General features: G+C 67.0%; 15 protein-coding genes. 6 read left to right on the forward strand and 9 right to left on the reverse strand.

Translation table 11 applies throughout. The features are described 5' to 3' along the window. Positions 1-13: 13 nt before the first annotated feature. The gene (locus tag AZOLI_RS13140; RefSeq protein ID WP_014249151.1) at positions 14-1,069 is read right to left on the reverse strand and encodes a PstS family phosphate ABC transporter substrate-binding protein; all 1,056 of its coding nucleotides are present in this window, start codon (positions 1,067-1,069) and stop codon (positions 14-16) included. Between the two features lie 120 nt (positions 1,070-1,189). Then, the gene (locus AZOLI_RS13145) at positions 1,190-2,836 is read right to left on the reverse strand and encodes an ATP-binding protein (protein WP_014249152.1); all 1,647 of its coding nucleotides are present in this window, start codon (positions 2,834-2,836) and stop codon (positions 1,190-1,192) included. Positions 2,837-2,974: 138 nt separating this feature from the next. On the opposite strand from AZOLI_RS13145, the gene AZOLI_RS13150 reads away from it, so the two are divergent. Both AZOLI_RS13150 and AZOLI_RS13155 read left to right on the forward strand, forming a co-directional pair. After that, complete coding sequence (locus tag AZOLI_RS13150; RefSeq protein WP_197541517.1) at positions 2,975-3,601, forward strand: helix-turn-helix domain-containing protein; 627 nt, start codon at positions 2,975-2,977, stop codon at positions 3,599-3,601. Positions 3,602-3,642: 41 nt separating this feature from the next. After that, the gene (locus tag AZOLI_RS13155) at positions 3,643-4,182 is read left to right on the forward strand and encodes a GNAT family N-acetyltransferase (protein ID WP_244442489.1); all 540 of its coding nucleotides are present in this window, start codon (positions 3,643-3,645) and stop codon (positions 4,180-4,182) included. Between the two features lie 15 nt (positions 4,183-4,197). Here AZOLI_RS13155 and AZOLI_RS13160 read toward each other — a convergent pair whose 3' ends face one another. The 3 genes from AZOLI_RS13160 to AZOLI_RS13170 form a co-directional block, all read right to left on the reverse strand. Beyond that, entirely contained in the window at positions 4,198-4,653 is a 456-nt protein-coding gene (locus AZOLI_RS13160) for a PIN domain-containing protein (RefSeq protein WP_044550175.1), read from the reverse strand. After that, on the reverse strand, positions 4,650-4,901 hold the full coding sequence (locus AZOLI_RS13165) for a type II toxin-antitoxin system Phd/YefM family antitoxin (protein ID WP_014249155.1): 252 nt from the start codon (positions 4,899-4,901) through the stop codon (positions 4,650-4,652). The genes AZOLI_RS13160 and AZOLI_RS13165 overlap by 4 nt, the downstream gene beginning before the upstream one ends. 105 nt (positions 4,902-5,006) lie before the next feature. Beyond that, positions 5,007-7,271 (reverse strand): NADP-dependent malic enzyme, encoded by a 2,265-nt coding sequence (locus AZOLI_RS13170; RefSeq protein WP_014249156.1) that lies wholly within the window; start codon positions 7,269-7,271, stop codon positions 5,007-5,009. Positions 7,272-7,602: 331 nt separating this feature from the next. On the opposite strand from AZOLI_RS13170, the gene rph reads away from it, so the two are divergent. Genes rph through AZOLI_RS13190 form a run of 4 tightly spaced genes read left to right on the forward strand, consistent with a single transcriptional unit; the run spans position 7,603 to position 10,635 of the window. After that, positions 7,603-8,322: a ribonuclease PH gene (rph, locus tag AZOLI_RS13175; RefSeq protein WP_014249157.1), complete on the forward strand. Its 720-nt coding sequence runs from the start codon at positions 7,603-7,605 to the stop codon at positions 8,320-8,322. Between the two features lie 27 nt (positions 8,323-8,349). After that, positions 8,350-8,949, forward strand: coding sequence for an RdgB/HAM1 family non-canonical purine NTP pyrophosphatase (gene rdgB, locus AZOLI_RS13180; protein WP_014249158.1), 600 nt, complete (start codon positions 8,350-8,352; stop codon positions 8,947-8,949). Further along, the gene (gene hemW / locus AZOLI_RS13185) at positions 8,937-10,106 is read left to right on the forward strand and encodes a radical SAM family heme chaperone HemW (protein ID WP_014249159.1); all 1,170 of its coding nucleotides are present in this window, start codon (positions 8,937-8,939) and stop codon (positions 10,104-10,106) included. Before rdgB ends, hemW begins: the two co-directional genes overlap by 13 nt. Positions 10,107-10,140: 34 nt before the next feature. Further along, the gene (locus AZOLI_RS13190; RefSeq protein WP_014249160.1) at positions 10,141-10,635 is read left to right on the forward strand and encodes a dihydrofolate reductase; all 495 of its coding nucleotides are present in this window, start codon (positions 10,141-10,143) and stop codon (positions 10,633-10,635) included. Positions 10,636-10,772: 137 nt separating this feature from the next. On the opposite strand, the gene AZOLI_RS13195 is transcribed toward AZOLI_RS13190, so the two are convergent. The 4 genes from AZOLI_RS13195 to mnmG all read right to left on the reverse strand — a co-directional run bounded on the left by AZOLI_RS13195 (position 10,773) and on the right by mnmG (position 15,050). Further along, the gene (locus AZOLI_RS13195) at positions 10,773-11,684 is read right to left on the reverse strand and encodes a ParB/RepB/Spo0J family partition protein (protein ID WP_014249161.1); all 912 of its coding nucleotides are present in this window, start codon (positions 11,682-11,684) and stop codon (positions 10,773-10,775) included. Beyond that, the gene (locus tag AZOLI_RS13200) at positions 11,681-12,478 is read right to left on the reverse strand and encodes a ParA family protein (RefSeq protein ID WP_014249162.1); all 798 of its coding nucleotides are present in this window, start codon (positions 12,476-12,478) and stop codon (positions 11,681-11,683) included. Before AZOLI_RS13200 ends, AZOLI_RS13195 begins: the two co-directional genes overlap by 4 nt. A gap of 65 nt (positions 12,479-12,543) precedes the next feature. Beyond that, positions 12,544-13,158 carry a 16S rRNA (guanine(527)-N(7))-methyltransferase RsmG gene (gene rsmG, locus AZOLI_RS13205; RefSeq protein ID WP_014249163.1) on the reverse strand — a complete coding sequence of 205 codons (615 nt, stop codon included), beginning with the start codon at positions 13,156-13,158 and terminating at the stop codon, positions 12,544-12,546. Beyond that, positions 13,155-15,050, reverse strand: a complete 1,896-nt coding sequence (mnmG, locus tag AZOLI_RS13210) for a tRNA uridine-5-carboxymethylaminomethyl(34) synthesis enzyme MnmG (protein WP_044550947.1) — start codon at positions 15,048-15,050, stop codon at positions 13,155-13,157. The genes rsmG and mnmG overlap by 4 nt, the downstream gene beginning before the upstream one ends. Between the last annotated feature and the right edge of the window lie 31 nt (positions 15,051-15,081).

The following is a 15,081-nucleotide window of genomic DNA, read 5'->3' on the forward strand; positions in this document are numbered from 1 at the left end:
GAAGACTGGGTGGTCAGAACTGCAGCGGCGTCAGGCCGACCGCCTGGGTGCGGGCGGCGTCGCGCAGGGCCTTCGGCTCCGGAATCAGGCCCTTGTCGACCAGATAGCCGTCCTCGCCCATCGCGCGCTCGGAGGTATATTCGCCGATGAACTCGCGGATGCCCGGAATGACCCCGGCATGGGCGTTCTTGACATAGATGTAGAGCGGACGTGCCAGCTCGTATTTGCCGGCCGCCACCGTTTCCGCCGTCAGCTCCACCCCGTCCATCTTCGCCGCACGCAGCGTGTCGCGGTTCTGGTCGAGATAGCTATAGCCGAACACGCCGAAGGCGTTGGGATTGGCGGTCAGTTTCTGGACGATCAGGTTGTCGTTCTCGCCGGCCTCGACATAGCCGCCGTCCTCACGGATGGTCATGCAGGCACGCTCGCGCGCCTTCTCGTCGGGGATCGCCTTGGCGACCTCGGCCACCTTCTTGCAGCCTTCCAGCATCGCCAGCTCGTTGAAGGTGTCGCGCGTTCCGGAGGTGGGGGGCGGGCCCAGCACCTCGATCGCCGCCTTGGGCAGCGACGGGTCGATGTCCGACCACAGCTTGTACGGGTTGGCGGCCATGGCGCCGTTCACCGGCACCTCCTTCGCCAGCGCCTTCCACAGCACGACCGTCGACAGGGACACCGGGGCCGCCTTCTTGGACGAGGCCAACGCGATGCCGTCATAGCCGATCTTCAGCTCGGTGATCGTGGTGACGCCGTTGGCGGCGCACTGGTCGACCTCGGACTTCTTGATGCGGCGCGAGGCGTTGGCGATGTCGGGATGGGCCGGGCCGACACCGGCGCAGAACAGCTTCAACCCGCCGCCGGTGCCGGTCGATTCGACGACCGGCGTCTTGAACTTGCCGGTCTTGCCGAAGGCCTCGGCCACCGCGGTGGTGAAGGGGAAGACGGTGGAGGAGCCGACTGCGCGGATCTGATCGCGCGTCTGCGCAGAAGCGGGGACGGCGGCGAGGCCGAGGGCAATGCCCAATCCCAGGCTCAAGGCGGTCGCGGCGAAGACGTGGGTCCGGGTGGTCATGGGTGCCCCTCCTTAAGGAAACGGAGACTGGTCCATCGGAATGGCGCGGACCATAGACCCGGAGGGCGACCGATTGATTGCGTTTTTATGACACTTTCATGACTCAGTCACAGAGCCGCTTCACCCCTCTCGCCCAGCTCCAAATCCTCTCTCCCCCCCGGAGAGAGGGTTAGGGTGAGGGGGTCGCGCGGCGGGAGCTCTGGAGAATGCACGCAGTGCCTCCCCCTCACCCCGGCCCTCTCCCCGGGGGGAAGAGGGGGATTGGGCCTCTCCCGCCGCGGGCAGATAGACGGTGAAGGCGCTGCCCACCCCCACCTCGCTTTCGATGGTCAGGCGGCCACGGTGTCGGTTCAGGATATGCTTGACGATGGCAAGCCCCAGCCCGGTGCCGCCCATGGCGCGGGACCGCGCGGCATCGACCCGGTAGAAACGCTCGGTCAGGCGGGGCAGGTGGGTGCGGGCAATGCCGTCACCATGGTCGCGCACCGACACCGACACCATGGATGTGCCGCTGCGCACCACGCGCTTGTCCTTCGCCATGATACCACTCGGAGTGGGCAAGCCCGCAAAGCCGACGGCCGCGCCGTCCGCCAGCGCCACGGTGACGGTCACGTCGGTGTCCTCGCGCGTGTACTTGATTGCGTTGCTGACCAGATTTTGGAAGACCTGGGTCAGCTGGTCCTCGTCGCCGACAACATAGGGCAGGGTCTCCGGCGCCTCCAGCCGCAGGCGGATGCGGCGCTGGGCGGCCTTCAGCTCCAGTGCGGCGATGACGTTCTCCAGCTCCTCCACCACATCGACCCGGCCGTTGGGCGGCATATGCTCGTCCAGCTCGATGCGGGACAGCGACAGCAGGTCGTTGACCAGCCGGGTCATGCGGCTGGCCTGATCGTGCATGATCGACAGGAAGCGGTCCTGCGCCTCGGGATCGTCGCGCGCCGGGCCGCGCAGCGTCTCGATGAAGCCCAGCAGCGAAGACAGCGGCGTGCGCAGTTCGTGGCTGGCATTGGCGATGAAGTCGGCCCGCATCTGCTCCGACCGGCGGGCGGCGGTGACGTCGTGCAGGGTCAGGATCGCCATGCGGGCGACGGTGGGCGGACGCGGCGCCGGCTCCTCCTCGATCTCGCCGTCCAGCAGCGAGGGATCGGGTTCCGGCACCAGCCGCTGGAAGGGCTTGACCTGTGCCTCGAAGCTGCGCTCCACCGGCACCGGCAGCGTGAATTCGATGATGCGGGACGCACCGCCGCGCAGGACCGAGTCCACGGCCTCCAGCACCGCCGGCGTGCGCAGGGAGGAGGCGAGGTCGCGGTCCACCACCTTGTCGCCGAACAGCTCCCGCGCGGTCTGGTTGGCGCGCACCACCTGCCGTTCCGCATCCATCAGCAGCAGCGGGGCGGGCAGGGCGTCGATCACCGCTTCATCCGCGTCCAGCTGCATCCGTACGCTTTCCGCCCGGCGCAGGCCGACCCGGTGCAGCCGGCCGATGGTCGCGGTCAACGCCTTCAGGGCGGGCCGCGTACCGGCCGGAACCAGCGGCTCGTCGGCTTCCGCCAGCCGGGCGGCGTAATCGGTCATCGCATCGGCATCGCGCCGGTAGGTGCGCAGCACCAGCATTGCACCCGTCAGCGCCAGCGCCGCTGCGACCAGTGCCAGCCCGCCATGCAGCACCCCGGCATGGACCGCCCAGGCCAGCACGCCCAGCAGGGGCGCCAGCATCAACAGGATCGCGGTCAGCAGCGGGGTGGGCGGCGACGCCTTCAGGCGCATGGGAACGGCACCGGATCAGTGGGGGAATAGGTGGGCAGCTTGACGATCAGCCCTTCTACACCATCGTCGTGCATGCCGCGCGAGGGTCATAAAAGATTCATGACCGGCTCTGTGCGCTCCCTCGTTGACTCCAGTATCATGGAACTTCATTCTATCATCATGGAGAACACGAAGACCGACATCGACAGGCGCATTGCCGTCCGCCTTCGAGCCCTGCGGGGCGAGCGCGGGCTGACCCTCGACGGCTTGGCCGAACGATCGGGCGTCAGCCGTTCCATGATCTCGCTGGTCGAACGGGGGGAAAGCAGCCCGACCGCCTCCGTCCTCGACCGGCTCGCCGCCGGGCTGGGCGTGACGCTGGCCGCCTTGTTCGCGGAGGCCGAACGGGCAGACGCCAACCCCGTCGCTCGCCGCACCGATCAGATTGCCTGGACCGACCCTGCCACCGGCTACCGCCGCCGCAACCTGTCGCCGCCGGGCTTCCCGTCCCCCATCGAACTGGTGGAGGTGGAGTTGCCGCCGGGTGCCCGCGTCTCCTACGACAGCGGCAACCGCGCCGCGACGGTGGAGCAGCAGGTCTATCTTCTGGACGGCACAATCGACCTGACGGTGGGGGAGGCGACGCACCGCCTGTCGACCGGCGACTGCCTCGCCATGCGGCTCGACCGGCCGACCGGCTTCCACAACCCGACCGACCGCGCCGCCCGCTACATCGTGGCGCTGACCACCGACGGCCGCCCCGCCTTAAACGCCTTTAAACGCTGAAGGAGCATGCCATGGACAGTGCTTGCGCGGAAGCCGGACGAGTGAGTGAGGGGAGCGGGGCGACCGCCGTGACGGTGCGCATGCTCTCGGGTCCGCAAGCCCATGCCGCCGTGCCGGGGCTGACCGATGTGCTGCTGGATTGCGTGGCGGGTGGCGCCTCCGTCAGCTTCATGGCACCGCTCGACCGCGCCACCGCCGAAGACTTCTGGCGGAACGTGGCGATGGGAGTGGAGCAGGACGACCGCATTCTGCTGGTGGCTGAGGACGGGGAGGGCGTGCTGGGCACCGTCCAGCTGGTGGTCGGCCAGCCGCCGAACCAGCCCCACCGCGCCGACCTGTCCAAGATGCTGGTCCATCGCCGCGCCCGCCGCCGTGGCGTCGGCGCCATCCTGATGCAGGCCGCCGAGGATGCCGCCCGCGCCGCCGGCAAGACCCTGCTGGTGCTGGACACCTCCTCACCCGATGCCGAACGCCTGTACACCCGCGCCGGCTGGGTGAAGGTGGGAGTCATCCCGAACTACGCCCTGTGGCCGGAGGGCGGGTTCTGCGACACGACATACTTCTACAAGGCGTTGCGGTGATGACGGGCGGGGCCTTTAGGACGTAAGGACCTCTTCAAGAGCCGAGGCGTTGGCCGGAGCGAACGGGTTCAGGAACCGGACTCCTTCAAGCTCCCGACCATCCTGCAGATCCTCGCTGAAGAGGACACGACCACCGGCACGCTTGACGACCGACCAGATCATGCCGTCCCAGAACTGGACACCATGGTCCCGGTGCACTCGCATGGCATCGGTGACATCCGCGAAAACAGCTTCACGCACGGGAAATACGCTGCTCCACACGTCTACGTAACGCGAGGCCCGGTCTGGCGGAGCATGGTACTTCCTGACCGCAACCGAATAGAACTCCGTCAATGTCTGAAGCGGCAGCAACCCGCGCCCGCTCGCACCAAGCCGATCCAGAAGATCGACCGCTCTCCGATGCTTTACCGGGTCGCCGGCGCCATCGGCGGCATAGAGGAGAATGTTGGTATCGATGCCGGCCAGCATCATCGGGAATGCACGTCGTCACGGTCGACTCCGCCTCGGAAGTCAAGCGGCAGCCCTTGCGCAAGCAGTTCCATCATCCGTCGATGCGCCGTGCTGCGATCGGTATCCGCGGTGGATGCATCGGCGGGCAACAGAATGGCGACCGGTTTTCCATCCTTGGTGATGGTGATGCGGGCACCATCCTGGACCTCGCGCAGCATTTTCGGGAAGTCACGGCTCGCTTCCGCCGCGCTGACAAGACCGTCCGGCATGGGCAGCCCTCAATCACAGGATTGCGCTCTACGCAATATAGAGCGCCCAGGCCCGAAATGCCATGTTCCCCCCTCCGCTAGGACGGAGGAGGGAACGCTATCACCTCACCACGGCAGCGAGTCATGCGCCGCCAGGGCCGCGGCGGTGACGATGTCGTTCACCGAGGCGCCCATGCTGACGATCTGCGCCGGCTTGTCCAAGCCGATCAGCAGCGGGCCGATCATCTGGCCGCCGGCCATCTTGTTCAGCAGCTTGGCCGAGATGTTGGCCGAATGCAGGCCGGGCATGATCAGCACGTTGGCCGGACCGGACAGCCGCGAGAACGGGTAGACCCGCTTCATCAGCTGGTAATCCAGCGCCACGTCGGCCGACATCTCGCCGTCATACTCGAAATCGACCCGGCGGCTGTCGAGGATCGACAGGGCCTCGCGCAGCGGATCGGTGTTCGGGTGCGGCGTCTGGCCGAAGTTGGAGAAGGACAGCAACGCCACCCGCGGCTCATGCCCCATCTGCCGGGCCTTGGCCGCGGCACCGACAGCGATGTCGGCCAGCGTCTTGCCGTCGGGGCGGACATGGACGGTGGTGTCGGCGATGAAGACGGTGCGGTTTCGGGTGATGAACAGGTGCAGGCCGAAGACCGGCTCGTTCGCCTTCGGGTCGATGACGCGACGGAGCTCCTCATAGGCGACGCCGAAGCTGCGGGTCAGGCCGGTCACCATGGCATGGGCATCGCCCTGCGCCACCATGCAGGCGGCGAAGACGTTGCGGTCCTGGTTGACCATCCGCTGGCAGTCGCGCAGCAGGGCGCCCTTGCGCTGCAGGCGGCGGTAGAGATGGTCGGCATAGCGGCGGTTGGCGTCCGACAGGCGGGCGTTGTGGATTTCGAACTGGACGTTGGGCTGGCCCATCGCCACCAGCTGTTCCCTGATCACCTCTTCGCGGCCGATCAGCACCGGCGTGCCGTAGCCGTGGGCGCGGAAGGCCATGGCGGCGCGGATCGTCCGCTCCTCCTCGCCCTCGGCGAAGACGACGCGGCGCGGGTTGGTCCGCACCTTCTCCAGGATCAGCTCCAGGCTGTCGGCGGTCGGGTCCAGACGGGTGCGCAGGGAATGCTTGTAGCTGGTCAGGTCGAGGATCGGCTTGCGCGCCACGCCGCTTTCCATCGCCGCCTGGGCGACCGCGGCCGGAACGGTGACGATCAGGCGCGGGTCGAAGGGCACCGGAATGATGTAGTCGGGGCCATAGCGCAGCCGGCGCCCGGAATAGGCTGCATCGACCTCGTCCGGCACATCCTCGCGCGCCAGCGCCGCCAGCGCCTTGGCGGCGGCGACCTTCATCGCCTCGTTGATGGTGGTGGCGCGGACATCCAGCGCGCCGCGGAACAGATAGGGGAAGCCCAGGACGTTGTTGACCTGGTTCGGATAGTCGGACCGGCCGGTCGCGACGATGGCGTCGCTGCGCACCGCCTTGACCTCCTCCGGCGTGATTTCCGGATCGGGGTTGGCCAGAGCGAAGATGATCGGCTTGGCCGCCATCGACTTCACCATCTCCGGCGTCATCGCCCCCTTGGCCGACAGGCCGACGAAGACGTCGGAGCCCGCCACCGCCTCTTCCAGCGTGCGCTTGTCGGTGTCGACGGCGAAGGACGACTTCCACTGGTTCATGCCGCTGGTGCGGCCGCGATAGACCACGCCCTTGGTGTCGCACAGGATGATGTTTTCACGTGAAACACCCATCGTGCAGAACAGCTCGGCGCAGGCGATGCCCGCCGCACCGGCGCCGTTCACCACCATCTTCACGTCCTCGATCTTGCGGCCGGTGATGTCGCAGGCGTTGATCAGGCCGGCGGCGGCGATGATCGCGGTGCCGTGCTGGTCGTCATGGAAGACCGGAATGTCCAGCAGTTCGCGCAGCCGCTCCTCAATGATGAAGCAGTCGGGCGCCTTGATGTCTTCCAGGTTGATGCCGCCGAAGCTGGGGCCGAGGAAGCGCACGCAGTTGACGAACTCGTCCACGTCGCGGGTGTCGACCTCCAGGTCGATGCCGTCGACGTCGGCGAAGCGCTTGAACAGCACCGCCTTGCCTTCCATCACCGGCTTGCCGGCGAGCGCGCCCAGGTCGCCCAGCCCCAGCACCGCCGTGCCGTTGGAGATGATGGCGACGATGTTGCCCTTCGCCGTGTAGTCGTAGGCGAGCGACGGATCCTCGGCGATGCGCAGGCAGGGCACGGCGACGCCGGGCGAATAGGCGAGCGCCAGATCGCGCTGGGTCGTCAGCGGCTTGGTCGGGGTGATTTCCAGCTTGCCGGGCCGGCCGCTGGAATGCAGCAGCAGGGCCTCTTCGTCGGTGACGCGCTTGGTGTCGGACATGGATGTCGTGTTCCTCAACGGAGTGTGCAGCCCGTCGGTCGTCGTTGATGCCTTTTTGTGCGGTGCGCTGCCGACGGTGGGGCAGCGATGGTATACGCCGAATGCGCAACTCGCCAAGCCTCCATCAACGCCATTTTGTACGAATCATGCATTTTTTTACCGATTAACGACACATCCAGTTTGCTTGCCTTCCCATCCAAGTCGCTTCCGCCCGGCGCACGGCCGGGCTCGCATGCCCATGGCGACGGGTATGCGGGACGCCATGCTGGACGGGAACGGACGGAGCCGTTAGCTTGCCGCCCCATTGCAACCGACCTTCGGAATGATGCCCATGCGCCCCTCCGGCCGCGCCTTCGACCAACTGCGCACCGTCTCCCTCGAACCCGGCTTCAGCCGCTATGCCGAGGGCTCCTGCATGGTGCGCTTCGGCAACACGCATGTGCTGTGCACGGCCAGCGTCGACGAGACGGTGCCGCGCTTCCTGAAGAACACCGGGCTCGGCTGGGTCACCGCCGAATACGGCATGCTGCCGCGCTCCACCCACAGCCGCACCGACCGCGAGGCGGCGAAGGGCAAGCAGTCCGGCCGCACCCAGGAGATCCAGCGGCTGATCGGCCGCGCCCTGCGCGCCGTCACCGACCGTTCGGCGATGGGCGAGAAGCAGATCAAGATCGACTGCGACGTCATCCAGGCCGACGGCGGCACCCGCACCGCCGCCATCACCGGCAGCTATGTCGCCCTGCATCTGGCCTTCCAGCACCTGATGCAGATCGGCGCGCTGAAGACCATGCCGCTGACCGATCAGGTCGCCGCCGTGTCCTGCGGCCTGTTCCAGGGCAACGCCGTGCTCGACCTCGACTATGACGAGGATTCCAAGGCCCAGGCCGATGCCAACTTCGTCCTGACCGGCAAGGCCGGCATCGTCGAAATCCAGGGCACCGCCGAGGAAACCCCCTTCTCCGAGCCGCAGTTCATGGAGCTGCTGGCGCTCGCCCGCAAGGGCGTGAACGAGCTGGTGACGTTGCAGAAGCAGGTTCTCGGCATCAAGTAAGGCCGTATCAGCCAGAGGTTCATAACCATGTCCGCTCCCCGCCGCTTCACCGGCGACACCCTCGTCATCGCCAGCCACAACAAGGGCAAGGTGCGCGAGATCGCCGACCTGCTCGGCCCCTATGTCGCCACCTTCACCTCGGCCGGGGAGCTGGGCCTGCCCGAACCGGAAGAGACCGGCTCCACCTTCATCGCCAATGCGGAGCTGAAGGCCAAGGCTGCGGCCGCCGCCGGCCATGTCGCGCTCGCCGACGACAGCGGGCTGGTGGTGCCGGCGCTGAACGGCGATCCCGGCATCTACTCCGCCCGCTGGGCCGGCCCGGCCAAGGACTTCGCCATGGCGATGCAAAAGGTCGAGGACGGTCTTGCCGGAAAGAGCGACCGCAGCGCCTATTTCGTCTGCGCCCTGTCGCTCGCCTGGCCGGACGGCCATGTCGAGACGGTGGAGGGCCGCTGCTACGGCACGCTGGTCTGGCCGCCGCGCGGGCCGCATGGCTTCGGCTATGACCCGATGTTCCTGCCGGACGGCCACGGCCTGACCTTCGGCGAAATGGATCCGGCCAAGAAGCACGAGATGAGCCACCGCGCCGATGCCTTCCGCCAGCTGGTGGAGCGGTGTTTCCGGTGAGTGCATCCGATCCCGGGTTTGCCGTCTACGTCCATTGGCCCTTCTGCAAGTCGAAGTGCCCCTATTGCGATTTCAACAGCCATGTCCGCGAGCGTGTCGACCATGACCGCTGGCGGGCCGGGCTGCTGCGCGAGCTGGACCATTACGCCGACCTGACCGCCGGGCGCACCGTCACCTCGATCTTCTTCGGCGGCGGCACCCCGTCGCTGATGGAGCCGGCAACGGTGGGCGCCATCATCGACCGCGTCGCCCAACGCTGGCCGGTCGCCGAGCGGCTGGAGGTGACGCTGGAGGCCAACCCGACCTCCGTCGAAGCCGACAAGTTCCGCGCCTTCCGCACCGCCGGGATCAACCGCGTTTCTCTCGGCATCCAGGCGCTGGACGATGCCAGCCTGAAGTTCCTCGGCCGTCAGCATAATGCCGCGGAGGCCACCGGCGCCATCGAACTGGCGGCGCGGACCTTCGACCGCTTTTCCTTCGACCTGATCTATGCCCGCCCCGGCCAGACGGTGGCGGCCTGGCAGGCGGAGTTGGCGCGGGCGCTGGATTACGCCGTCGGTCATCTCTCGGTCTATCAGCTGACGATCGAGGAGGGGACGGCCTTCTACCCGATGCATGCCCGCGGCGATCTGGTGCTGCCCGACGAGGATCTCGCCGGCGACCTCTACGAGGCGACGCAGAGCCAGCTTACGGCGGCGGGGCTGCCGGCCTATGAGATTTCCAACCACGCCCGTCCGGGCGAGGAAAGCCGCCACAACCTGACCTATTGGCGCTATGGCGACTATGTCGGCATCGGCCCCGGTGCCCATGGGCGTCTGACGCTCGACGGCGAGAAGTTTGCGACCCGCGCCCATCGTGCCCCGGAAATCTGGCTGGAGCGGGTGGAACGCGACGGCCATGGCGCCTCCGCTCCCGATCCGATTGACCATGATGCCCGTGGCACCGAGCTGCTGATGATGGGGCTGCGCCTGAGCGAAGGGGTGTGGCTTGCCCGTCTGGTGGAGGAATCCGGCCGGACGCTGGACGATTTCGTGGAGCCGGCGGCGTTGTCCCGCCTGATCGAAGGCGGCTTCCTCATCCGCGATAGGGATCGCCTGTCTGCGACATCGGAGGGGCTACAGCGACTGAACGCGGTGCTCAGCGCAATTTTGGCGTAAGATCTGCCCGTTCCGAACCACGAAAGGGCAGGGGATGCGCATCAGTCTGATTGTGGCCGCTGCGATGAACGACGTGATCGGCCGCGATGGCCGATTGCCCTGGGCTCTGCCCGGCGATCTGCGCCGGTTCAAGCAGCTGACCATGGGCAAACCGGTGCTGATGGGTCGCAAAACCTGGGAGTCGCTGCCGCTGCACCCGCTTCCCGGCCGCGACAACCTCGTCGTCAGCCATCAGGCCGCAGTCGGGGAGCATGACGGCGCCCGCTGGTTCTCCGGCTTGGGAGCCGCGATTGCCTGGGCGCAAGAGTCCGGCGCGGCGGAACTCTGTGTCATCGGCGGCGCTGCGCTGTTCCGCGAGACTCTGCCCATCGCCGACTGCCTGCACCTGACCCGCGTGGAGAGCGCGATGGAGGGCGACACGCTGATGCCGCCCATCGGTGCGGAGTGGGTGGAGGTCTGGTCGAGCGCGCCCATGGAAGAGAACGGGCTGTTCTACCGCTACATCGACCTGGAGAAGGCGCAGGGATAGGGAAAGTGCCTTTGCCCCCTCCCTGACCCTCCCCCGCGTTCCGCGGGAGAGGGAACTCCGCTGTTCTGGCCCTCAACTCCCTCTCCCGCGGAGCGGGGGAGGGTTGGGGAGGGGGAAAAACCCTTACGAACCTCCCCTTACTCCTCTCCCCCCAGCCGGTGCAGCACGTCATCCAGCTGGTCGAGCGTCTGGTAGTGGATGGTGATCGTCCCGCGCTGACCCTGCGGATTGATTGCGACCTTCAGCCCGATGCGGGCGGAGATCTCCTCCTCCAGATTGATCAGATCGACGTCCTTCATCGCCGGGGCGGTGCCGGATCCGTCATTCGCGGCCTTGCCCTTCTTCGCCTTGGGCTGGTCGCCACGCATCAGGTCTTCGGTCTGGCGGACGTTCAGGCCACGGCTGACCACCTCGCGGGCGGCTGCGGCCGGATCCGGGGCGGTCAGCAGGGCGCGGGCATGGCCGGCAGTCAGCGCGCCGTCCTGCACCATCGACTTGACCGGATCCGGCAGAGCCAGCAGGCGCATCATGTTGGCGACATGGCTGCGGCTCTTGCCGACGGCGCGGGCCAGATCCTCCTGCGTGTGCTCGAACTCCTCCATCAGGCGGCGGTAACCCTCCGCCTCTTCCAGAGGGGTCAGATCCTGGCGCTGGATGTTCTCGATCAGCGCGATTTCCAGCGCCTCGCGGTCGCTGAGATCGCGGATGATGACCGGCACCTCGTGCAGGCCGGCGATCTGCGCGGCGCGCCAGCGGCGTTCGCCGGCGATCAGCTCGTAGGAGTTCGCGTCCTCGGCGTCACGGCGCACCAGCAGCGGCTGAAGGATACCCTTGTCGCGGATGGACTCGACAAGGCCGCTGATCGCCTCTTCGTCGAACTTCCGCCGCGGCTGGTATTTGCCGGGGTGGACGAACTCGATCGGCACCTGCTTGGACTGCCGCACCTTGTCGAGCGCCGAATAATCCTCGGTCGCCTCGCCGAACAGGGCGGAGAGGCCGCGGCCCAGGCTGGCGCGGCGGGCGCCTCCTTGCTTGGTGTCGTCGATCATGCGGTCAGTCTCTTCTCACGGCGCAGCACCTCGCCCGCCAGATGGATGTAGGCCTGGGATCCGGGGCAGCGCATGTCATAGATCAGCACCGGCTTGCCGTGCGACGGCGCTTCGGAGACCTTGACGTTGCGCGGGATCACGGTGTCGTACACCTTCTCCCCGAAGAAACCACGAACGTCCGCCGCCACCATGTCCGACAGGTTGTTGCGCTTGTCGAACATGGTCAGTACGACGCCGTGGATGTCGAGGTTCGGGTTGAAGGCGCGCTTCACCCGCTCGATGGTGCGGACCAGATGGCTGAGACCCTCCAGCGCGTAGAACTCGCACTGCAGGGGAACCATCACGGCATGAGAGGCGACCAGCGCGTTCAGCGTCAGCAGACCCAGCGCCGGCGGGCAGTCGATCAGGACATAGTCGTATTCCAGCGCGCTGTTGGCGACCGCCTCGCGCAGGCGGAACTCACGCCGCTCGGCGCCGACCAGCTCGATCTCCGCACCCGACAGGTCGACCGACGAGGTGATGATCGACAGGTTCGGCACTGAGGAAGGGGTAGCGGCATCCTCCAGCGACACGTCGTCGAACAGCACGTCATAGATGCCGACGCGGCGGTCGGAGCGCGAAATGCCGAGCCCGGTGGACGCATTGCCCTGCGGGTCGAGATCGATCACCAGCACCCGCTTGCCGATGACGGCGAGCGCGGTGGCAAGGTTGATCGTCGTCGTGGTCTTGCCCACGCCGCCCTTCTGGTTGGCAATCGCAACCACACGGGCAAGGGGACGGGTGACGGCAGACATGGCAGCCTCTCGGGAGTCCGGTTGGCGGGAAGAAGGCGGGGGAACAACAGTGTCAGGCACGGTCTTCATGCACGCTCAAGGTGACTCACACGCAGGATGGTTCCGCTCGGATCGGTGCGGCTGTCAAATCGCTCAGAGTTCATTGTCCAATATTGCGTGGTGGCGGTCAATTCGTCGTCCAGTGCCGCGCCCTTGAGAAACAGGCACTTGCCGCGCGATCCGATGAAGGGATGGGCCCAGGCGAACAGGTCGGCCAGCGGCGCCAATGCACGGGCTGTGACGACATCGGCCTCGATCCCGGTGACGGTCTCGATCCGCTTGGTGTGAACGGTGACCGGCGCTTCGCAGACGCGGGCGACCTCGCGGAGGAAGGCGCATTTGCGCACATCGCTCTCGATCAGATGCACCTGCGGCACACCGAGAATGGCGAGCACCAGACCGGGAAAGCCGGCGCCGCTGCCGAGATCGACCAGAACCCGCGTGCCCTCCGGCAACAGCGGATAGAGCTGGGCGGAATCGAGGAAGTGACGCTTCCAGGCATCGGGCAGGGTGGAGGGGCCGACCAGATTGATCTTCGGCTGCCACTTGCGCAGCAGCCCCTCATAGGCAATCAGGCGGTCGAGTGTTTCACGTGAAACACCGGTGGCCTCCTGAAATGCGACGGCATCGAACCCGCTCATTCCGCGGCCACCTCAGAGGAAATCGCATCGCGACGTTTCACATGACGGAGCAGGGCGACCAGAGCGGCCGGGGTCATGCCGGGAATGCGGGCCGCCGCACCCAATGTCGCCGGACGCGACTGGCGCAGCTTCTGGCGGATTTCGGCGGACAGGCTGCCGATGCCGTCGACATCGAGATCGTCTGGCAAGGCGAGGGACTCGTCCTTGCGGAAGGCGCGAATATCGGCCTCCTGCCGACCGAGATAGCCGGCATATTTGCCGTCGATCTCCAACTGCTCGGCGATCTCCGGTGCGATCTCGCCCAGTTCCGGCCACAGGCGGGTCAGCGCAGCGAGGTCGATGTCGGGATAGCGCAGCAGGTCGGCGGCACTGCGTCGCACGCCGTCCTGGTTCACCGCGACACCCTGGCGAGCGAGTTCCGCCGGCGTCGCTTGCAGCGAGGCGACCAGCGCGCGACCGGCCGACAGTGCGGCACTCTTGGCGGCGAAGACGTCACGACGCTCGGAGCCGACGCAGCCGATAACAACGCCCTTGTCGGTCAGACGCTGGTCGGCGTTGTCGGCGCGCAGCAGCAGCCGATATTCGGCGCGCGAGGTGAACATGCGGTAGGGCTCGTTGGTGCCCCGGCCGATCAGATCGTCGATCAGCACGCCGATATAGGCGTCGGCACGGTCGAGCACGAAGCCGTCCCGGTTGCCGCCTGCAGCCAAAGCCGCGTTGATCCCGGCCATCAGGCCCTGGGCCGCCGCCTCTTCATAGCCGGTGGTTCCGTTGATCTGGCCGGCCAGGAACAGACGCGGTGCCCGGCGGGTCTCCAGCGTCGGCTTCAGTTCGCGCGGATCGACATAGTCGTATTCGATGGCATAGCCGGGGCGGATCATCACCACCTTCTCCAGCCCCGGCATGCTGGCGAGAATGCCGAGCTGCACGTCGCGGGGCAGGGAGGTGGAGATGCCGTTCGGATAGACGGTAGGATCGTCCAGACCTTCCGGCTCGAGGAAGATCTGGTGCTTCTCCTTTTCGGCGAAGCGGACGACCTTATCCTCGATGGACGGGCAATAGCGCGGACCGGTTCCGGTGATCTGGCCGGAATACATCGGCGCGCGATGCAGGTTGGCACGGATCAGCGCATGGGCCTCCGGCGTCGTCCAGGTGATCGCGCAATCGATCTGCGGCGTGTCGATCCGCTCGGTCATATAGGAGAAGGGCGGGGGCGGGGTGTCGCCTGGCTGCTTCTCCAGCGCATCCCAATCGATGGTGCGGCCGTCGAGCCGCGGCGGCGTGCCGGTCTTCAGTCGGCCGAGCGGAAATCCGAGCCGGGCCAGCGTGTCGGACAAGCCGATGGACGGCGCCTCGCCGACGCGGCCGGCAGGAGTGCGCTCCTCCCCAATGTGGATCAGGCCGCGCAGGAAGGTGCCGGTGGTCAGCACCACGGCGCCGGCGCGGATGGACTCGCCGGCCCCGGTGACGACGCCGGTGATGCGCTGCCCAGAAATACTGGAATCCGCATCGACGATCAGGTCCTCGGCACCGCCGGCTTCGATGAACAGGTTCTCCTGTTCGGCCATCAGCGACTGCATCGCCTGACGATAGAGCTTGCGGTCGGCCTGGGCGCGCGGTCCACGCACGGCGGGACCCTTGCTGCGGTTCAGGATGCGGAACTGGATGCCACCGCGGTCGATGGCTTTCGCCATCACCCCGTCCAGCGCATCGATCTCCCGCACCAGATGGCCCTTGGCCAAGCCGCCGATGGCGGGGTTGCAGGACATCTCGCCGATGGTTTCGACCTTGTGGGTCAGCAGGAGCGTGCGCGCACCCATGCGCGCTGCCGCCGCAGCCGCCTCACAGCCGGCGTGACCGCCGCCGACAACGATGACATCATAGCTTCGCATGCGCGGGACCATAGCGGAATGGACGCTGGGA

The sequence above is a fragment of the Azospirillum lipoferum 4B genome (assembly GCF_000283655.1).
Taxonomy (GTDB): Bacteria; Pseudomonadota; Alphaproteobacteria; order Azospirillales; family Azospirillaceae; genus Azospirillum; species Azospirillum lipoferum_C.